This is a genomic window from Caballeronia sp. GAWG1-1 (assembly GCF_023631465.1).
In the GTDB taxonomy this organism is placed as follows: domain Bacteria; phylum Pseudomonadota; class Gammaproteobacteria; order Burkholderiales; family Burkholderiaceae; genus Caballeronia.
The window spans coordinates 103,446-123,392 of the sequence record NZ_JALQDB010000002.1 but is presented as its reverse complement, the minus strand read 5'-3'; the positions used below and the strand labels follow the sequence as shown (position 1 = coordinate 123,392).

The 19,947-nt window shown below is 62.6% G+C and carries 19 protein-coding genes; 10 read left to right on the top strand and 9 right to left on the bottom strand.

Features of this window, described 5'->3' with window-relative positions; all coding sequences use genetic code 11:
* Nucleotides 1–11: 11 nt before the first annotated feature.
* From NCT03_RS00935 to NCT03_RS00910, 6 genes are all read left to right on the top strand, one after another.
* Nucleotides 12–1,181 carry a DUF3108 domain-containing protein gene (locus tag NCT03_RS00935; RefSeq protein ID WP_250491696.1) on the top strand — a complete coding sequence of 390 codons (1,170 nt, stop codon included), beginning with the start codon at nucleotides 12–14 and terminating at the stop codon, nucleotides 1,179–1,181.
* Nucleotides 1,182–1,318: 137 nt separating this feature from the next.
* Nucleotides 1,319–2,110 carry an alpha/beta fold hydrolase gene (locus tag NCT03_RS00930; protein ID WP_250491695.1) on the top strand — a complete coding sequence of 264 codons (792 nt, stop codon included), beginning with the start codon at nucleotides 1,319–1,321 and terminating at the stop codon, nucleotides 2,108–2,110.
* A gap of 135 nt (nucleotides 2,111–2,245) precedes the next feature.
* Complete coding sequence (locus NCT03_RS00925; RefSeq protein ID WP_244826831.1) at nucleotides 2,246–2,503, top strand: BTH_I0359 family protein; 258 nt, start codon at nucleotides 2,246–2,248, stop codon at nucleotides 2,501–2,503.
* 212 nt (nucleotides 2,504–2,715) lie between these two features.
* Complete coding sequence (locus NCT03_RS00920; protein WP_250491694.1) at nucleotides 2,716–3,777, top strand: homocysteine S-methyltransferase family protein; 1,062 nt, start codon at nucleotides 2,716–2,718, stop codon at nucleotides 3,775–3,777.
* 41 nt (nucleotides 3,778–3,818) lie between these two features.
* Entirely contained in the window at nucleotides 3,819–6,536 is a 2,718-nt protein-coding gene (gene metH, locus NCT03_RS00915; protein ID WP_250491776.1) for a methionine synthase, read from the top strand.
* Nucleotides 6,537–6,679: 143 nt separating this feature from the next.
* Nucleotides 6,680–6,886 carry a hypothetical protein gene (locus NCT03_RS00910; RefSeq protein ID WP_250462726.1) on the top strand — a complete coding sequence of 69 codons (207 nt, stop codon included), beginning with the start codon at nucleotides 6,680–6,682 and terminating at the stop codon, nucleotides 6,884–6,886.
* A 104-nt stretch (nucleotides 6,887–6,990) separates the two neighbouring features.
* Here the strand turns inward: NCT03_RS00910 and NCT03_RS00905 are convergent, their stop codons facing one another.
* Complete coding sequence (locus NCT03_RS00905; protein ID WP_244826828.1) at nucleotides 6,991–7,317, bottom strand: DUF1840 domain-containing protein; 327 nt, start codon at nucleotides 7,315–7,317, stop codon at nucleotides 6,991–6,993.
* A 254-nt stretch (nucleotides 7,318–7,571) separates the two neighbouring features.
* Here NCT03_RS00905 and argS point away from each other — a divergent pair, with 254 nt between their 5' ends.
* The 4 genes from argS to NCT03_RS00885 all read left to right on the top strand — a co-directional run bounded on the left by argS (nucleotide 7,572) and on the right by NCT03_RS00885 (nucleotide 11,773).
* A complete protein-coding gene (gene argS / locus NCT03_RS00900) occupies nucleotides 7,572–9,356 on the top strand; it encodes an arginine--tRNA ligase (RefSeq protein WP_250491693.1) in 1,785 nt (594 codons plus the stop codon).
* Between the two features lie 133 nt (nucleotides 9,357–9,489).
* A complete protein-coding gene (locus tag NCT03_RS00895) occupies nucleotides 9,490–10,233 on the top strand; it encodes an SPOR domain-containing protein (RefSeq protein ID WP_250491692.1) in 744 nt (247 codons plus the stop codon).
* A 103-nt stretch (nucleotides 10,234–10,336) separates the two neighbouring features.
* The gene (locus NCT03_RS00890) at nucleotides 10,337–10,984 is read left to right on the top strand and encodes a thiol:disulfide interchange protein DsbA/DsbL (protein ID WP_244826825.1); all 648 of its coding nucleotides are present in this window, start codon (nucleotides 10,337–10,339) and stop codon (nucleotides 10,982–10,984) included.
* Nucleotides 10,985–10,999: 15 nt separating this feature from the next.
* Nucleotides 11,000–11,773: an SDR family oxidoreductase gene (locus NCT03_RS00885; protein ID WP_250491691.1), complete on the top strand. Its 774-nt coding sequence runs from the start codon at nucleotides 11,000–11,002 to the stop codon at nucleotides 11,771–11,773.
* 58 nt (nucleotides 11,774–11,831) lie between these two features.
* Here NCT03_RS00885 and NCT03_RS00880 read toward each other — a convergent pair whose 3' ends face one another.
* The 8 genes from NCT03_RS00880 to NCT03_RS00845 form a co-directional block, all read right to left on the bottom strand.
* Nucleotides 11,832–13,139: a DUF3443 domain-containing protein gene (locus tag NCT03_RS00880; RefSeq protein ID WP_250491690.1), complete on the bottom strand. Its 1,308-nt coding sequence runs from the start codon at nucleotides 13,137–13,139 to the stop codon at nucleotides 11,832–11,834.
* An 18-nt stretch (nucleotides 13,140–13,157) separates the two neighbouring features.
* Nucleotides 13,158–13,667: a DUF2844 domain-containing protein gene (locus tag NCT03_RS00875; protein WP_502800335.1), complete on the bottom strand. Its 510-nt coding sequence runs from the start codon at nucleotides 13,665–13,667 to the stop codon at nucleotides 13,158–13,160.
* A gap of 321 nt (nucleotides 13,668–13,988) precedes the next feature.
* Nucleotides 13,989–14,660 (bottom strand): protein phosphatase CheZ, encoded by a 672-nt coding sequence (gene cheZ / locus NCT03_RS00870; protein ID WP_244827944.1) that lies wholly within the window; start codon nucleotides 14,658–14,660, stop codon nucleotides 13,989–13,991.
* A 38-nt stretch (nucleotides 14,661–14,698) separates the two neighbouring features.
* The gene (cheY, locus tag NCT03_RS00865; protein ID WP_244826821.1) at nucleotides 14,699–15,094 is read right to left on the bottom strand and encodes a chemotaxis response regulator CheY; all 396 of its coding nucleotides are present in this window, start codon (nucleotides 15,092–15,094) and stop codon (nucleotides 14,699–14,701) included.
* A gap of 54 nt (nucleotides 15,095–15,148) precedes the next feature.
* Nucleotides 15,149–16,273: a protein-glutamate methylesterase/protein-glutamine glutaminase gene (locus tag NCT03_RS00860; RefSeq protein WP_244826820.1), complete on the bottom strand. Its 1,125-nt coding sequence runs from the start codon at nucleotides 16,271–16,273 to the stop codon at nucleotides 15,149–15,151.
* A complete protein-coding gene (cheD, locus tag NCT03_RS00855) occupies nucleotides 16,270–17,037 on the bottom strand; it encodes a chemoreceptor glutamine deamidase CheD (RefSeq protein WP_250491688.1) in 768 nt (255 codons plus the stop codon). Before cheD ends, NCT03_RS00860 begins: the two co-directional genes overlap by 4 nt.
* On the bottom strand, nucleotides 17,034–17,963 hold the full coding sequence (locus tag NCT03_RS00850) for a CheR family methyltransferase (protein WP_244826818.1): 930 nt from the start codon (nucleotides 17,961–17,963) through the stop codon (nucleotides 17,034–17,036). The genes cheD and NCT03_RS00850 overlap by 4 nt, the downstream gene beginning before the upstream one ends.
* Before the next feature lie 148 nt (nucleotides 17,964–18,111).
* Nucleotides 18,112–19,929 (bottom strand): methyl-accepting chemotaxis protein, encoded by a 1,818-nt coding sequence (locus NCT03_RS00845; protein ID WP_250491687.1) that lies wholly within the window; start codon nucleotides 19,927–19,929, stop codon nucleotides 18,112–18,114.
* Nucleotides 19,930–19,947: the final 18 nt, after the last annotated feature.

Here is a 19,947-nt window from a genome sequence, read left to right as displayed (position 1 = left end):
CGCTTCGTTCAATGCCACTTTTCCCGTTTCGCCGTCGAAGTACTGCTTTCGCATCCGGCGAGCCATCCGATGCCGAAAACCCCCCGCGCCGCTGGGGCCGCTGGGCGCTGGTCATTCTGATCGTCGTGTGTCTGCACTTGGGCGCGATGCGCTGGGTTGGCCGTGCGCAACGGCCGGTTAATCCGCCGCCGGAAAACCCACCCGTGCAGGTCGAACTGTTGACACAGAAACCGGTTGCGCCGCCTGCGCCACAGCCTCCCACGCCTGCACAGACGCCCGTCAGCCCTGCACCGACGAAGGCTGTCGAACCACCGAAGCCCACACCCCAGCCGAAACCAGCCGCACCGGCGCCAACTCCCACACCTTCAACAACACCCGCGCCGCCTGTCACCCCAGTCGTTGCCGATGACGACGCCGCCCAAGCACAAGCCGCCGCGATTGCAGCCGCTTCTGCCGCTTCTGCCGCTTCTGCATCCGCGCAAGCTGCCGTGCCTGCATCGCAGCCAGTCGTCGCATCCGGCGACAAATTCAGCGTGCCGCCATCCGGCGAGCTTCGTTACGACACGCTCGTGAACGGCGTCATGAATCAGACCGGCACCATTCACTGGACGAACGTTGGACAGCATTACGAGATGGTCGTTTCCATTCCGCTGCCCTTCGTCGGTCCATACGTCTATTCGAGCAAAGGTCACATCGATACCTTCGGCATCGCGCCGGACCAGTATTCCGAACAACGCGGCCGCCGCGCCGCCGATATCGCCGTGTTCAATCGCGAGACCAGACAGATCGTCTATACGCGTACGCCCAATAGCCAGCCGCTCGCCGATGGTGCGCAGGACCGCTTCAGCGTGGTCATGCAATTGTCCAGTCTGGTGCGCGGATCGCCCGATCAATACAAGCCTGGCGTGACGCGCCAGTTCAGCGTCGCCGATAACGACAGCAACGAAGTCTGGGCACTCGAAACCGTCGGCGACGAAAACGTGCAGTCGCGCGGCGGATTCACCACGGCGCGCCACTTCACGCGCCTGCCGCGCCGCGAAGGGGACAAACGCAAGCTCGACATCTGGCTCGCGCCCGCGCTCGGCTGGCTGCCTGTGCGTATCCTGCAAACCGAACCGAATGGCATGCAGATCGAAATGCTATGGGCGGATAAATTGGAAATAGCTCCCGATGCGCGCTAAGACGACGATTCAGGCATGCCGGATGCGTATGAAGAATCCGCGTCACGGCAATGCAGTGGCCCGGACCTCGAACTGACACCGCTGTGCGCACGAAAAACGGAGACAGCAGCGCAAACCGCATTCTCCACGGAGCCGATATGCAGTTGACGATCAATGGCATCGACACACGGTATGTTCTCGACAACGAAGGCGGCGGCCCGACGCTCACCTTCATCCACCAACTTGGAGGCGATCTCTCGGTGTGGGACCAGATGGCGGGATACTTCCGTCATGGCTACAACGTGTTGCGTTATGACCTGCGCGGACATGGAAGGACTGCGGTATCGCAGGACGCGTTCAGTATCAGGGACCTCGCCGATGACCTGGCCGAATTGCTCGACAAGCTCGGCGCAAAGACCACGCACCTTGTGGGCTTATCCATTGGCGGCATGGTCGCGCAGACGTTTGCGATCAACCATGCGGATAAAGTGGATTCGCTGACGGTCGTCGGTGCGCCGGCGTTTATTCCAGAAGAAGCGCAGCCTACCTTTCGTCAACGGGCAGCTTCCGTGCGCGAAAACGGCGTAGCGAGTATGGTGGATGCAACGCTCGAACGCTGGCTGACGCCGCAATTTCGCAAGGCGCATCCGGAAGTGGTCGAGCAAATTGGCGAAACGATTGCGCAAACGCCCGTCGAAGGTTTCGCCCGCGCGGCTGAAGCAATCAGCCGTTTCAACGTCCGGGACAAGCTTGCAGCCATCGACAAACCCACGCTGGTAATTGCCGGCGAGCACGACAGTGGCACGCCACATGCTGCATCTCAGGTGATTGCCGATACCGTACCAGGCGCGCGATTCGAACTACTCAACGCAGCGCACCTAAGCCCGGTCGAGGAGTCGCAACGGTTTTGCGCATTGTTGAATGACGTCTTGCGCACGTCCGCGTCATAAGCTTTTCGCGTCAAAAGCTTCACAAGAAAGCCTCGATAAACCGGCATCACGTCGAGGCCACCCCTTGAATTCCCACCCGAGCGCTCCAATTACGGTGCAGGATTGCCAGGAGCAACAGGAATAAGGAGTGTCGCCATGCAAATGATCTACAACAGCCCTAACTATTGCGTCGTCGAGTTCCCGCCGCAGGACAATCATCTCGCGATGATGTCGGGCGGCTATGAGATCGTCGACAAAAATACGCAGCGGGAAATCTTCATCGACGGTGCGCTTGCCGCCAAGTTTCGCGAGCACGTGCAGAAACTGATCGAAGAAGAACCGTCGCTCGAAGACGTCGATGAATTCCTCGGTCAGTTCGATATCTTGATGAATCAGCCGGTGGTGCTCCACTGAAACTCGACTGCGCGCGCGGTTGAGTGCCGCGTCGCGCCCGCTCCAGCAGCGGTGATCACGGCAGCATGCGACACGAAAGACCCCGTCCGGGCAACCAGACGGGGTTTTTTTTTGCATCGGCGCCATGTCCGCGAGCGCTCCCGCACACGGCGATCGAGCCGCGCTGCGGCTACAATGCAGACTATTTCACATTGGTGCAGGGCCCGTCCGTCATGAACCAGAACGCCACATCCAAAGCTCCTTCGCGCGTCTACACGCGCGGCGCCGCGCTCCCCGCGCTCTTGCAGAAACGCATCCTCATCCTGGATGGCGCGATGGGCACGATGATCCAGCGCTACAAGCTCGACGAAACCGCGTACCGTGGCGAGCGCTTCAAGGACTACGCACGCGACATCAAAGGCAACAACGAACTGCTTTCGATCACGCAGCCGCAGATCATCCGCGAGATTCACGACAAGTATCTGGCGGCGGGCGCGGACATCATCGAGACGAATACGTTTGGCGCGACACGCGTGGCGCAGGCCGACTACGGCATGGAAGACCTGGCTATCGAGATGAACGTCGAGTCGGCGAAGCTCGCGCGTGCCGCCTGCGATGCCTTCTCCACGCCCGACAAGCCGCGCTTCGTGGCTGGCGCGATCGGACCGACGCCCAAGACCGCAAGCATCTCGCCCGACGTGAACGATCCCGGCGCGCGCAACGTGACCTTCGACGAATTGCGCGAGGCTTATTACGATCAGGCGAAGGCGTTGCTCGACGCGGGCTGCGATCTGTTCCTTGTCGAGACCATCTTCGACACCTTGAACGCGAAAGCCGCGCTTTTCGCGCTCGACGAGCTGTTCGAGGACACGGGCGAACTCCTGCCGATCATGATCTCGGGCACGGTAACGGATGCGTCGGGCCGCATCTTGTCGGGACAGACGGTCGAAGCGTTCTGGAACTCGCTGCGTCATGCGAAGCCGCTGACTTTCGGCCTCAACTGCGCACTGGGCGCGGCGCTGATGCGTCCGTATATCGCCGAATTGGCGAAGCTCTGCGATACCTACGTTTCGTGCTATCCGAACGCGGGCCTGCCGAATCCGATGAGCGATACGGGCTTCGACGAGACACCGGATGTGACCTCGGGCTTGCTGAAGGAGTTTGCGCAGGCGGGGCTCGTGAACCTTGCGGGCGGTTGCTGCGGGACGACGCCGGAGCACATTGCGGAGATCGCGAAGGCGCTTGCCGAGGTGAAGCCGCGCGCGTTTCCTTCGCAGTATCGCGACGCTGCTTGACGACGATACCGACATCGACCGACGACAAGATAAAAGACACCATGACCGACCACACCATGCGCCTTTCCGGCCTCGAGCCATTCAACGTCACCGACAGCTCGCTCTTCATCAACGTCGGCGAGCGCACGAACGTGACCGGCTCGAAGGCGTTCGCGCGCATGATCCTGAACGGCCAGTTCGATGAAGCGCTCGCCGTCGCGCGTCAGCAGGTCGAGAACGGCGCGCAGGTCATCGACATCAACATGGACGAGGCCATGCTCGATTCGAAAGCCGCCATGGTGCGCTTTCTGAATCTGATCGCCTCTGAGCCGGATATCGCGCGTGTGCCGATCATGATCGACTCGTCGAAGTTCGAGGTGATCGAAGCCGGTCTCAAATGCGTGCAAGGCAAGGCTATCGTCAACTCGATCTCGCTCAAGGAAGGCGAGGACGCGTTCCGTCATCACGCGAACCTGATCCGTCGCTACGGCGCGGCATCCGTGGTCATGGCCTTCGACGAGCAAGGGCAAGCCGATACCTTCGAGCGCAAGACGCAAATCTGCAAGCGCTCCTACGACATCCTCGTGAACGAAGTGGGCTTCGAGCCCGAGGACATCATCTTCGATCCGAACATCTTCGCTATCGCGACGGGCATCGAAGAGCACAACAACTACGCGGTCGATTTCATCAACGCCACGCGCTGGATCAAACAAAATCTGCCGCACGCCAAGGTGAGCGGCGGCGTGTCGAACGTGTCGTTCTCGTTTCGCGGCAACGACCCCGTGCGCGAAGCCATCCATACCGTGTTCCTCTACCACGCCATTCAGGCGGGCATGGACATGGGCATCGTCAACGCGGGCCAGCTCGGCGTTTATGCCGATCTCGACGCCGAGTTGCGCGAACGCGTGGAAGACGTCGTGCTCAATCGTCGCGACGACGGCACCGACCGTCTGCTCGAAGTCGCCGACAAGTTCAAGACCGGCGCGGCAAAAAAGGAGGAGAACCTCGAATGGCGTAATCAGCCGGTCGAGGCGCGTCTGTCGCATGCGCTCGTGCACGGCATCACGAACTTCATCGTCGAAGATACGGAAGAAGTGCGCGCGAAGATCGAGAAGGCAGGCGGCCGGCCGATCAACGTGATCGAAGGGCCGCTCATGGACGGCATGAATGTCGTCGGCGACCTGTTCGGCGCGGGCAAGATGTTCCTGCCGCAAGTGGTCAAGTCCGCACGCGTGATGAAGCAGGCGGTTGCGCATCTCATTCCGTTCATCGAAGAAGAAAAGAAGCGTCTCGCCGATGCAGGCGCCGACGTGCGCCCGAAGGGCAAGATCGTCATCGCGACCGTGAAGGGCGACGTGCACGACATCGGCAAGAACATCGTCTCGGTCGTGCTCCAGTGCAACAACTTCGAAGTGGTCAACATGGGCGTGATGGTGCCCTGCGCGACCATCCTGCAAAAGGCGAAGGAAGAAGGCGCGGATATCATCGGGCTCTCGGGACTCATTACGCCGAGTCTCGAGGAGATGGCGTACGTCGCGTCCGAAATGCAGCGCGACGACTACTTCCGTGGCAAGCAGACGCCGCTTCTGATCGGCGGCGCGACGACTTCGCGCGTGCACACCGCCGTGAAGATCGCGCCGCATTACGAAGGGCCGGTGGTGTATGTGCCGGATGCGTCGCGTTCGGTCTCGGTGGCGTCGAGCCTGCTGTCGGACGAGGGTGCGGCGAAGTATCTCGACGACCTGAAGACCGACTACGACCGCATCCGCACGCAACACGCGAACAAGAAGGCGCTGCCCATGGTCACTTACGACCAGGCGCGGGCCAACAAAACGAAGATCGACTGGAGCGCGTATCGGCCGAAGAAGCCGGGCTTCATCGGGCGGCGCGTGTTCAAGAATTACGATCTAGCCGAGTTGGCGACTTATATCGACTGGGCGCCGTTCTTTCAGACATGGGATCTCGCGGGCCCCTACCCCGCGATTCTCAACGATGAAATCGTCGGCGAATCGGCGCGGCGCGTGTTCTCGGACGGCAAGTCCATGCTCTCGCGCATCATCCAGGGCCGCTGGCTTCAGGCGAACGGCGTGGTCATGCTGCTGCCCGCGAACACCGTGAACGACGACGACATCGAAATCTACACGGACGACTCACGCTCGCAAGTCGCAATGACATGGCGCAATCTGCGTCAACAAAGCGTGCGTCCGATTGTCGATGGCGTGCAGCGGCCAAATCGCTCGCTTGCCGACTTCATCGCGCCGAAAGATTCCGGCGTGGCGGACTACATCGGCATGTTCGCGGTGACGGCGGGCCTTGGCGTCGACAAGAAGGAAAAGCAGTTCGAAGCCGATCACGACGACTACAGCGCAATCATGCTGAAGGCGCTGGCCGACCGTTTCGCCGAAGCATTCGCCGAAGCACTGCACGCGCGCGTGCGTCGCGATCTGTGGGGCTATGCGGCAAACGAAACGCTGGACAACGAATCGCTCATCGCGGAAAAATACGCCGGCATTCGCCCGGCGCCGGGTTATCCGGCGTGCCCGGATCACCTCGTCAAGCGCGATATGTTCGAAGTACTTCAGGCAGGCGAAATCGGCATGAGCGTGACGGAGTCGCTTGCCATGTTGCCGGCCGCGAGCGTGTCGGGTTTCTATCTCGCGCACCCGGAGAGCACATATTTTTCGGTGGGCAAGATCGGCGACGACCAACTTGCGAGTTTCGCCGAACGCATGGCGATCTCGAACGCGGATGCGGAACGCGCCCTCGCGTCGCAGCGCTAATGCTGCAAAACAACATATGCAATCTGTGATAACGAAAAAAATGCACGCTATCGGCGGGAAAATTTTGATTTCCGTAGACTTGTAGCCGCGATAGGTCGTCACCACGACGGCCACGCATTTCTTTTCGTCACGGAGAAAGTCGCATGAAGAAGATGACGTCCGCCGTAACCGTAGCGCTTGCGGCAGCCGTACTTGCAGCATCGAGTTCGGCTGCGTTCGCGCAGGCCAGCACCACCACGGCGTCTTCGTACTCGCCGCCCGTTACCGAGCACAAGAAGAAGCCGAAGAAGCCCAAGAAGCCGAGAGCGTCCGCCAAACCTGCTCCGGCGGAAGGCGGTCAGTCGCAGTAAGCGGAAGCATCGCGACTCAGCCGTCTGACGTTATGTCCGCTGCAAAGTAAAAACCCGCATCGTCGCCGATGCGGGTTTTTTTATTCGCCAATGCAAACGAACGTTCAGACGCCCCAGAGAATGTCCGTATGCTCTTTCTGCGCAAGACGCAGCATGTCGAGAAACGGATAAGCGCGTTGCGCAAGCCCGATGGGAATCTCGTGCGGTTCGTGACCGTCCTCGCCTTCGTGGAAGTGGCCGTCGTGCTCGGCGCGCTCTTTCTTGTCCGTCGACACGGCGGCTTCGAGTTTTTCGATAGCCGCAGGCAGTTCGTCGTGAGTGATGACGCCCCGTTCGTTCAGCTGTTTACCAATGATGCCAAGCAGATACTCGGCGAGGTTTTGCAGCATCATGACGTCCGGAGCCGCGCTGGTTTTGAAAGTGATCAGCATGGTTAGGTCCTTTTCTTTATGTTGATATGCAGCTTTGGAAGCTGCACGATATTGCCGCGAGTCGCGCCGACTGCCCGGTATGCACCCTGATTCGACATATTAGCACCTGCTAAAATCCCGCTTTACGCGTAGTTTGATTCCCGCGGCCTGTCGAGGCCTCTTACGGCCGGACCAGCATCGCGTCGCGCATCCGCGCGCACCGCCCTCGCCTACGCCACACCACATCGGACTCGCTCCACTGGATCATTTTCAGCATGCTGCCCGCACACAAAGAAACCCTAGAAACGCTCCTCACCGACGCGGTCAAGCAGGTCGCGCAAGCCACGCAGGGCGCGACTGAAGCGGCCTTCGTCGCGCCGACCATCGTGCTCGAACGACCGAAGGTCGCGGCGCATGGCGATGTCGCCTCGAACGTGGCGATGCAACTCGCCAAGCCACTGCGCGCCAATCCGCGTCAGCTTGCGCAACAAATCGTCGATGCGCTACTCGGCAACGCAGCAGCCAAGGGGCTCGTGGAAGGCGCGGAAGTCGCGGGTCCGGGCTTCATCAATCTGCGACTCGCGGCAACGGCGAAGCAAGCCGTGATCCCGGCCGTGCTGTCCGAAGGCGCCGCATACGGCGACTCGCGGCGCGATGCAGGCAAGCAAGTGTTGATCGAATTCGTCTCCGCGAACCCGACCGGACCGCTGCACGTCGGTCATGGACGTCAGGCCGCGCTCGGCGACGCGCTCTCGAACCTGCTCGGCACGCAAGGTTACGCGGTGCATCGCGAGTTCTATTACAACGACGCGGGCGTGCAGATTGGCAACCTCGCCATCTCGACGCAAGCGCGTGCGCGCGGCTTCAAGCCAGGCGACGCCGAGTGGCCGGAAGCGGCGTACAACGGCGAATACATTGCCGATATCGCGCGTGATTACCTGGCGGGCGCAACCGTTGCGGCGAAAGATGGCGAGCCGGTCAAGGGCGTGGGCGATGTCGAGAATCTCGAAGCCATCCGCAGCTTCGCGGTCGCTTATCTGCGTCACGAACAGGACATGGATCTGACCGCGTTCGGCGTGAAGTTCGATCAGTTCTATCTGGAGTCGTCGCTGTACAAGGAAGGACGCGTCGAGCAGACCGTCGAGGCGCTCGTGGCTGCCGGCAAGACCTATGAGCAAGAGGGCGCATTGTGGCTGCGCACCACCGACGACGGCGACGACAAAGACCGCGTCATGCGCAAGACCGACGGCACCTACACCTACTTCGTGCCGGACGTGGCGTATCACGTCGCCAAGTGGCAGCGCGGCTTCACCAAGGTCATCAACGTGCAGGGCTCGGACCACCACGGCACCATCGCGCGGGTTCGCGCGGGGCTGCAAGGGCTCGGCATCGGTATTCCGAAAGGCTACCCCGACTACGTGCTGCACAAGATGGTCACCGTCATGCGCGACGGGCAGGAAGTCAAGATCAGCAAGCGCGCCGGAAGCTACGTGACCGTGCGCGATCTGATCGAATGGTCGGGCGGCATGACGCCCGGCAACGAAGCCGCGCCCGATCAACTGGACGAAGACACCATCCGCCGCGGCCGCGACGCCGTGCGCTTCTTCCTCATTTCGCGCAAGGCAGATACCGAATTCGTCTTCGATATCGACCTCGCGCTCAAGCAGAACGACGAAAATCCGGTCTATTACGTGCAGTACGCCCACGCGCGTATCAGCACGATTCTCAACGACTGGAAGGAGCGCTACGGCGGCGATCTGGCTCAAGCCGCGCACGCCGATCTCGAGCCGCTGTCGAGTCCGCGCGCCATGGCGTTGCTCAACAAGCTTGCCGAGTATCCGGAAATGCTCGCGCACGCCGCCGAAGAACTGGCGCCGCATGCCGTCGCTTTCTATTTGCGCGACCTCGCTGGCGAATTTCACTCGTTCTACAATGCGGAGCGCGTGCTCGTGGACGAACAAAAGGAACGCGACGCGCGCATCGCGCTGCTTGCCGCAACGCGTCAGGTGCTCGCCAACGGTCTCGCGACCATCGGCGTGTCGGCTCCCGAAAAGATGTAATGGTCAGAAGACGTCCGTCGCGCCGAAAACACGACTTTCGACGCGCGCGGACGGCTGCCTGGCGCGGACTTGGCTTTAAGCCACCGTTATAATCGTCGGCCAACTCGAAGACTTTTTGCAGGTGATTCATACGATGGCAAAACCACGTCGCACGTCGAAGCAGTCGCAGTCGAAGCAAACCGGGGGTACTTTTCTCGGCATCGTGCTGGGCCTGATCGTCGGGCTCGCGATCGCCGTGATCGTCGCGCTATATATCACCCGCGCGCCAACGCCGTTCGTGGCGAAGGTTGCGCCGCCGCCCTCCGACACCAATTCCGCGCCCGCCGCGCAGCCTTACGATCCGAACCGTCCGCTGCAAGGCAAGACGCCTGGGCAGGCCGTGCCGCAAGCCGCGCAACCCACGCCGCCCAATACCGCGCCGGGCCAGAGCACCAATCAGACGCAATCGTCGGGCATTCTGGACGAACCGCAGATCGTCGAAGTGCCGCCTTCCGGTTCGGCCGCGTCCACGCCGAGGAACGGCAACGCCGCGAATCCGAAGACGCCCGACAACGCGACGAGTTCCGCCGCCGCCACGCCCAAGCCGAGCTCGACGACGGGCACGGCCAAGACCACGCCGCCCGCTCCTGGCGACGTCAACACGGGTTACTTCCTGCAGGTCGGCGCGTACAAGACTCAGGCCGACGCGGAACAGCAGCGCGCGCGGCTCGGCTTCCAGGGTTTCGAATCGAAGGTGACGCAGCGCGACGCGGGCGGCGTGACGTACTATCGCGTGCGCGTCGGCCCGTTCGCGAAGTTCGAGGACATGAACACGGCACGCCAGCGTCTGTCCGATGCAGGCGTCGATACCGCCGTCATCCGGTTCTCGAAACAATGACGGGCGTGGCCCGCGTCGTAACCAACGCGATGCGGGCCGACTTTAAGCTCGGCTTAAGCGTCGTATGTCCCACTTATGGACCTTCTGTGCTTCCTCTCAAATCATGAAAAAACTGCTTAGCGCCCTCGCTCTTTCTTTCGGCATCGCGGCTCTTTCGCTGAGTGCGGCCAATGTCGCATCGGCGGCGCCCGTTTCGGGCAAGGACTATACGGTGCTTTCGGCGCCTCAACCGGTCGGCGCGCCCGCGGGCAAGGTCGAAGTCATCGAATTCTTCTGGTACGGCTGCCCGCATTGCAACGAATTCGAGCCGTACATCGAGACGTGGGAAAAGAAGCAAGGACCGGACGTGGTGTTCAAGCGCGTGCCGGTTGCCTTCCGCGACGACTTCATCCCGCACTCGAAGATGTATCACGCGCTCGTCGCGCTGGGCGTCGCGGAGAAGGTCACGCCGGCCGTGTTCAACGAGATCCACGTGAAGAAGAACTATCTGCTGACGCCCGAGGCGCAGGCGACCTTCCTTGCGACGCAGGGCATCGACAAGAAGAAGTACATGGACGCGTATAACTCGTTCTCGACGCAAAGCGACATCAAGCGCGACGCCAAGTTGCTGCAGGACTACAAGATCGACGGCGTGCCTACCGTCATCGTGCAGGGCAAGTACGTCACGGGTCCGGCCGCGACCAACAGTCTGCAAGGCACGACCGACGTGATGGACTTTCTCGTTCAGCAAGTTCGCGACAAGAAGATGTAATTGACACGGGCCGGCATGAACGCAGTTCGTCTCAAGGTTTTCCTGACCGGCGCGTCGAGTGGCATCGGCCTCGCTTTAGCCGAAGAGTATGTCAAGCGCGGGGCCGTACTCGGCCTCGTCGCCCGTCGCGTCGATTCCCTCGCGGCATTCGCCGCCCGCCATCCGCAAGCCTCCATCTCGATCTACCCCGCCGACGTGCGCAACGCGAACGCGCTTGCCGATGCCGCGCGCCTTTTCATCGAAGAACACGGTCCCGCCGATATCGTGATCGCCAATGCAGGCGTAAGCCGTGGCGCCCTCACCGGCCACGGCGATCTCGAAGCCTTCCGCGCCGTCATGGACACCAACTATTTCGGCATGGTGGCCACGTTCGAGCCGTTCATCGCGTCGATGACGGCGGCGCGAAGCGGCACGCTCGTCGGTATCGCGAGCGTCGCAGGCGTGCGCGGGCTGCCGGGATCGGGCGCCTACAGTGCGTCGAAATCGGCGGCGGCGAAGTATCTGGAAGCGTTGCGTGTGGAAATGCGGCCACAAGGCGTCGCGGTCGTGACCATCGCGCCGGGCTACGTGCGCTCGGAAATGACGGCGCACAATCCCTATCCCATGCCCTTTCTCATGGACGCGGACCGCTTCGCCGGCAAGGCCGCCGACGCCATCGCGCGCAAGGTGCGCTACGCGACCTTTCCATGGCAAATGCGCATTGCAGGCATGCTGCTGCATGTCATGCCGCGCTGGCTTTACGACTTCATCTTCGAACGCGCGCCACGCAAGCCGCGCGACGGCCAATAAAAAATCCGGCAACGCGCTCAACGCTGCCGGATTTTTTTGCTTCGAACTTACTGGCCGGTCAGAACGCCACGTAAGGCGAGCTTCCCTGCGGATCGTAGCCGACATACACGTGCCGTCCGTAGAAGAACGGCATGCCGAAGTCGAAGAAGCCTGTCATGCCCAACTGACCGCCAAGACTGTCGAATGCGTACTTCCCGCCGCCCGAGGTCAGTGTGCGCGCGCTTACGAGACTGAACGGCACGGTGGCGGTATTGCCCTCGCTGCCGGTGATCGTGGCCGACAACTGTTGCTCGGAACTCGGGCAATAGAACGAACTCGTGCTCGAACAGAGCGTGAAACTGTCCTGGAAGAAGTTGCCGTTCGAGCCGGTATCGAAGAAGGTCTGATACGTCGTGCCCTTGTAGGAGCCCGTCAGATCGCCGAATTGGTCCGTGCCGTACTTCGTGACGCCCGAAAGCGAGTTATTGCTCTGCGTGCCAATGCCGAATACCAGCGTGCCGGCGGCACTCGCCGCGCCGTTGTCTGGAATGGGCGGCAACTGCACGATCACGCCGTTGTTGTCGGTCGGAAAGCGCATGACCGGGTTGACGACCTGCTGCGCGAGCGGCACTGCCGTGCCCGTGCAGTTCGTGCCGTTCTGGCAGGAGAAGTAAGTCGCGTTGAGCGCGGAACTCACGCAGGACGTGCCGCAGTCGTAGGTCGCGGGACCGACGCCGAGAATGCCGTTCGCGCCGATATCAGCGGTCGTCGCTTCGTCATTGCCGGACGGGCAGCCGTTCATGCCGGACGGCGCCGAGGTCGAAGCCAGATCGCCGATGATCTGCAACGGCACGTTGCTCGCGACTTCGGTACCGATACGCACATCCGCCTGACGCACCGTGCCCCACGTATAGCCATCCGCGAAACCGGCGCATTCGGCGAGCTGACCGCCGTTCCCCGCGCTCGTGACAGGCAGGCTGCCCAGCACCGACTGCGCCGCCGTGTTCAGGATACGCAGGCCGTAGGAAGCGGTATCGAGCTGAATGTTGTCGATGGTCTGACATACGTTCGTGCCCGGCGCGCATACCGTCACCGACACGTTCGGAATATTGACGAAGCCCGCCACACCCGCGTTGACGCTGATCGGCACGGCATTGGTGCCGTTGGCCGCAACGGGCTGCGCGTTCGCCGTGCTGGTGGAACCGCCGCCGCCAACCGAGCCGCCGGATGAGCCGCCGCTCGAACCGCCGTTCGAGCTGGATTTGTTGTCGTCGCCGCCACCGCCGCATGCGGCGAGCGCGAACGCGAGGAACAGCGCGCCGAGCCAGCGCACGCAGGTGCGTGCGCTCGAAGAGGAAGCGCCGAGGCCGAGTGTAGTTCTACGCATACTGGGTTCTCCCGTCGCTTACTGAATATCGCTGGCGGATACGCCGGCGGGCAAGGATTGCGGCAGATAGGCGCTGCCGGCAAATGCACCCATGTGTCCGCCCGAGCGCACGACGAGACCCGAATCCTGCACGCTCACCTGACCGCGTGCGCCGCGCTCGGCGCGTTGCGCGAGCAGGCCTTGCTGATACTGCGGGAAATAGCTGCCGAGCAGCGTGGCCAGGTCGGGCACACGCGGTCCGCGCCAGGCGATGCCGAACACCGTGCCTTCCGTGGACAAATACTCGTTGACGATGGTGCCGCTCGCAAGCGTGGTCGACCGGACCGTATAACTCGAAGCGCTGGCAGACGACGCGCCCGAGCCGGCCACGGCTGCGCGCACGACCGCATTCGTCGCCGTGGCGCCCGGTGGCGCGGTGAGCGGATCGCCGCCAAGCGCGGCCAATGCCGGTGCCGCGGCGCAGATGCCGAACGCTCCCGCTAGCAGAACGAAGTGTCTTTGCAGATGCCCAAGACGGGGTTGCTTCAGTGCCTTCACTGGGCCTCCTGATATTCGCTGTCCATGATGTTTGACGCCGCCGGCGCACTCGCAAGCGGCCGGCTCATGACGTTCCGGTGACGCAAGAACCGCCGATTTGCGCACCGCCAGGGTGCCGCACAACCGTCAGTATGCCAAAGTCCTCGGAATTGTCCGAACGTTCGCCAGCACGCGCCGTTTGCGTTTTGGCGAATTGGACCGGAAACAGTGCGATTCATTCACACGAATTTAAGACGCGCGCGAAAAAACGCGACGCGCACTCTTCGTGCGCGCCGCGTCATTCGCGGGCGAGAAAGCCGCCGATGCAGGAGCTTAAAAACCCAGGCTCGCCAGCAGGTCGTCCACTTGCGACTGATCCTGCACGACATCGCTGCGGCCTTGCGGATTGATCTGCGGACCGTTGAGCAAGGCTTCCGGGCTGCCGCTCGAAGAGACGAGCGCCGCCGCCGATGCCGCGAACTGCTCGCGCCGCTCCGGTGCGATGTTTTCGAGCAGCACGCCAAGCAATTGCTGTTCGATGAGATACACGACATCCGTGATCTTGTTGATGACCTGTCCGGTCAAATCCTGGAAATCCTGCGCGAGCATGATTTCGAGCAGTTGCGCATTGGTCGCCTGCGTCTTCGCCGGAACGCTTTGCAGAAACGTGCGCGTATCCGCGAGCAATTCGCCCGCTTCGCCCTGTCCGAGCGGCGCGCCGTACCATTGCTCCCAGCGTGCATCGAGCGCCTGCGCTTCGTGCTGCATCGCTTCTTGCATCGGCTTCGCGAGTTCGATCGCGTTGAGCGCGCGCTCGGCAGCCTGCTCGGTCATCGTGGCGACGTACTTCAGGCGATCGCGTGCGTCCGGAACGGCAACGGCTGCCGCTTCCACCTGCTTGTCGAGGCCGAGTTCGCGCATCGAGTCGCGCAGCGTGCGCGTCAGTTGCCCGATGCGGGCGAGAATCCGGTCAGTGGACTGATCGTTCTCGATCTCCGCCTGCATGAGCGGGGCGGCAAAATCAGTAGTCAGATCGTTCACGATCAGCTCCCCGCTTTGGCCATCTTCTCGAGAATCTTGCTGAGCTTCTCGTCGAGCGTGGCGGCCGTGAACGGCTTAACGACGTAACCATTCGCACCGGCTTGCGCCGCCGCGATGATGTTTTCCTTCTTCGATTCCGCCGTCACCATGAGTACCGGCAAATGCGAGAGGTTGGCGTCCGCGCGAATCTGCTGCAGCATGGCGAGGCCGTCGAGGTTCGGCATGTTCCAGTCGGAGATGACGAAGTCGAAGCCGCCGCCGCGCAGTCGCGCGAGACCGGCGGCGCCATCTTCGGCTTCATCGACGTTCGAATAGCCGAGCTCTTTCAGCAGATTGCGCACGATACGGCGCATCGTCGGAAAATCGTCGACGACGAGGATCTTCATGTTCTTGTCCATCACTACTCCCGGTTGTTTCAATGCGGCGCGACGCCGCGAATCCAAAGTGAAAAATCAGACGCGCTGCACGCGTTCGCCCATCGAGGCAAGCCGCGCCATGACGCGCCGGCTCATTTCGTTGAGCGGCGCGATTTCGCTCGCACCGCCCATTGCAATTGCTTCGCGCGGCATGCCGAACACCACGCAACTCGCTTCATCCTGCGCAAGCGTGTAAGCGCCCGCCTGCTGCATGTCGAGCAGGCCGGCCGCGCCGTCGCGGCCCATGCCGGTCAGGATCACGCCGATCGCGTTCTTGCCCGCGTGCTGCGCGGCCGAGCGGAACAGCACATCCACCGAGGGACGATGCCGGTTGACCGGCGGCGCGTCCGACAGATGCGCCACGTAGTTCGCTCCGCTGCGCGCGAGCACCAGATGCGCGTGGCCCGGCGCGATATACGCGTGGCCCGGCAAGACACGCTCGCCGTGTTCGGCTTCTTTCACCGTGATACGGCACAGTCCGTTCAGACGCTGCGCGAACGACTTCGTGAAGCCGGGCGGCATGTGTTGCGCGATCAGCACGGCGGGCGCATCGGGCGGCAGCGGCACGAGCACTTCGCGGATCGCTTCCGTTCCGCCCGTCGATGCCCCGACGATCACCAGCTTTTCCGTCGATACCAACGGGTTGTTCAAATGCGGCGCGGGCCGCACGGCGGCAGCCGACCCCGCGCTGGCGGGCGCGCTTGCCGCATGCGTGGTCTGCCGCACGCGAGCGCGCGAGGCCGCGCGAATCTTGTCGGCGAGCTTCTCCGCGTAATCGAGCATGCCGTCGCGGATGCCGACTTTCGGCTTCGTCACGAAATCCACCGCGCCGAGTTCCAGCGCGCGCAACGTGATTTCGTTGCCGCGCTCGGTCAGCGACGACACCATCACGACCGGCATCGGCCGCAGGCGCATCAACTTTTCCAGGAAGTCGAGGCCGTCCATGCGCGGCATTTCGACATCCAGCGTCAGTACGTCCGGGTTATGCAGCTTGATGAGCTCACGTGCGACGAGCGGGTCGGGCGCGGTCGCGCACACGTGCATGTCGGGCTGCGAGTTGATGATCTCGGTCATCAGGCTGCGCACCAGCGCCGAATCGTCGACGCACAGTACGTTGATCTTCGGCGTCGCCGGCTTGTTGTTCGCGTTGACGATACTCATGCTTCCTCCGCCGCTCTAATGCTGCGCGGCGCCCGCGCCAGGCCGCTGCTGAAAAGCTCGGCCCGGGGCTTTGCGCCCGCCGCACTCGATGCGCCGAACAGTTCCACGCGCGGCTTGCCCGTGGCGCCCGCCGCACCCGGCTTCGTGTTGAATAACTCGACCCGCGAGCGTGCCTTTGCGAGCCGCTCCGCGCGTTCTTCCGGCGTGCGCTGCACGAGCGCCTGCTCGCGTTCCACCACCACCGGCTCGTGCGCGGCCTTCAGTTTCTTGACCATCACTTGTCCCGAGCGCGGCATGAACGCCACCTTGCGCGGATGCATGCCCTGCAAATCCTCGGCGACGATACGAATCTTTTCCAGCGCGAGATAACGCCGCACGAACTCCGAATTACGATCGCCGATATTGATGGTCGTCATGCCCGCGAGCACCGCGCCGCCGCCAAACACCTTCGCTTCGAAACGCTCACGCCGTCCGCCGCGCTTGATGAGTTCGTTGATCAGCACTTCCATCGCATAGGCGCCGTAGCGCATCGAATCGGACGCCGCCGCCGACGCATCCGAACCGTCGTCGGGCAACATGAAATGATTCATCCCGCCAATGCCCGCCGTGCGATCGTTGATGCACGCCGCCACGCACGAGCCGAGCACGGTCACGAGCACCATGTCTTCGCTCGTCATGTAAAACTCGTTCGGCAGGAGCTTCACGCCCGGCTTCTGAAAGTGATTGTCGAAATACAGATTCGACGCGATCGGCAGGCCGCTCATGCCACTTCTCCCGCCAGCGCCTTCGTCTGTTTCGCCGCGCCCGCGTTCTTCATGTCGCGCGTCAGTTCGTACACAGTCTGGCCGCGCAGACGGAACGCCTGCGACACGTACGTGAAGTTTTCCGAGTGTCCCGCGAACAGCAGGCCGCCCGGCTTCATCAGCGGATCGAAGCGCGACAGCACGTGCGATTGCGTCGGCTTGTCGAAATAGATCATCACGTTGCGGCAGAAGATCGCGTCGAACGGACCCTTGATGTCGTAGCGCGCATCCGTCAGATTCACGCGGCCGAAGTTCACCATCGCGCGCAGCTCGGGACGAACCTTCACGAGGCCCGCATGCGCGCCCGTGCCCTTCAGGAAGAAACGCTTGAGGCGGTCCGCCGGCAGCGTCTTCACCTGATCGAGCGAATACACGCCGGCGTCCGCCTTGGCGAGCACCTGGCTGTCGATATCGCTTGCGAACACCGTGCACTGGCGCGCGGCGTGATCGCCGAGCGCTTCGACGAGCGTCATCGCGATCGAGTAAGGCTCTTCACCCGTCGATGCCGCCGAGCACCACACCGACACGGGTTGCTGCCGGCGCTTGGCGAAGTCCGCGAGAATCGGAAAGTGATGCGACTCGCGGAAAAACGCGGTGAGGTTCGTGGTCAGCGCATTGACGAAGGCTTCCCATTCGTTGCTGTCTTCGTTGGCTTCCAGCCGGTCCAGATACAGCTTGAACGTGTCGATGCCGCATGCGCGCAGACGGCGGGCGAGACGGCTATACGCCATGTCGCGCTTGTGGTCGGAGAGCGAAATGCCCGCGCGGCGATGGATCAGTCCGCGAATGCGAGCGAAGTCCGCTGCCGTGAATTCGAAGTCGCGTTCGACTTCGGAGCCGCGCGTGCCGGCGGCCGGGTCGATGCGTGCGTTGCGCGTTGCCGTCATGATGCTTCGTGCTTCCCTGGCGTCTTCTTCGGCGACGCGCGCCGTTGTGTCGTTAAATGCGACCTTGCGTGGCTTTCGTCGTTGCTGTTCTCCGCGAACGGAGCTCGTGTCTAAAGCCTGCATGGTCGCTGCTGTTTGCAAACCCGGCTTAGAAGGTTTCCCAGTCGCCGTCGTCCGCGGTCGTCGCCTTGGCGCGCGGTGCGCTCACGGCGGCTTTCGCTGCCATACGCGGCGCGGGCTTCTTCGCTGGCTGTTGCGCTTCGCTTGCCGTTACCTTGATAACGGCCGGTTCGCGCGCGACGTTAGCCTCGTGCGAAACTTTTGTGGGTTCGGCGCGCTTGAACGTCTTCGCCTTCGAGACGGCAGCCTTCGGCGCCACGCGTGCAGCGGGCGCGGCAACCGTCTTGGTGCCTGCTTCGATGCGCCATTGGCCGACCACGTCCTTCAGTTGCCGCGTCTGCTCTTCGAGCGATGCCGCGGCTGCCGCCGCTTCCTCGACGAGGGCCGCGTTCTGTTGCGTGACGCTGTCCATCTGCGTGACGGCGCGATTCACCTGCTCGATGCCATCGGACTGCTCTTCCGATGCCGCGCTGATCTCGCCCATGATGTCGGTCACGCGGCGCACCGCCTGCACGATCTCGCCCATGGTTTCACCGGCGCGCGTGACGAGTTCGGAGCCGCTTTGCACCTTGCCGGCCGAGTCGCCGATCAGCGCCTTGATTTCCTTCGCCGCCGCCGCGCTGCGTTGTGCAAGCGAGCGCACTTCGCCCGCCACGACCGCGAAGCCGCGTCCTTCCTCGCCTGCACGCGCCGCTTCCACGGCCGCGTTCAACGCGAGAATGTTGGTCTGGAACGCGATGCCTTCGATCACGCCGATGATGTCCACGACCTTGCTCGAACTCGATGCAATCGCGTTCATCGTATCGACGACCTGCTCGACGACCTGGCCGCCGCGCGACGCGATATCCGACGCGTTCACCGCAAGCTGGCTCGCCTGACGCGCGTTGTCCGCGTTCTGCTTGACCGTGCTCGTCAACTCTTCCATGCTCGACGCCGTTTCCTGCAGCGACGCTGCCTGTTCTTCCGTGCGTTGCGAGAGGTCCGTGTTGCCGCTCGAAATTTCATGCGCGCCGACATCGATCGATTCCGCGCCGCGATGCACCGCACCGACCATATGCGTCAGGTCCGTTCGCATGCGTTCGATGCCCGCGAACAGACGCCCGATCTCGTTCGTGCTGTCGGTATGCGCCGACTTCGTGAGATCGCCGCGCGAGATGCGGTCGAAGTGATCGACGGCGTCGTTGATCGGCTGCACGATAAGGCCGCGCAACGCGATGCGCGTCCCGATGAGAATGAGCACCGACAACGCGAGCAGCGCGCCGATGGTCAGGCTAAGCGTCGAGATGTGCGACGCCGTGTTCGAGCGCGATTCTTCCGCGTGCTTCTGCTGGAACGCCACCGCCGCGACTACCGCCTGATCGAAGGACACGAACATCGGGCTGATCTTCGTATCCGCGATGGCGTGATACGCGGCCATGTCGTTCGCGCGGATCGCGGTGAATTCCGGCTCGACGCCCGTCTTCACGAGCGTGTCGTGTTGCGCCACGAGCTCATCGAGCGTGGTCTTCGGCAGCATCGGCTTATGGGTGTCGAGATAGAGCTTCCAGTTCTCGTTGCTCTTGTCGAGCAGATACTGGCCGCGGTTCAGCGCTTTCTTCGCTTCCGCGTCGTTGCCCGCTTCGGCGAGCGAACGCACGCGGTCGAGCGTGATGCGCGAGCGCAGCAGATACGACGAGGTCTCCGCGAGCGCGCGCATCGCGACCATGTCTTCCTGCGCGAGCGACGTGAGCGAATGGCTCGCCGAGTTCAGGCCGACGAGCGACAGCGCGCCGATCACGGCCGCGCAACTGACGAATAGCAGTCCGACGAGCGTGAGCATCGTGCGGATCGACAACTTCTTGAACATGTCTTTCTTCCCTGAGCC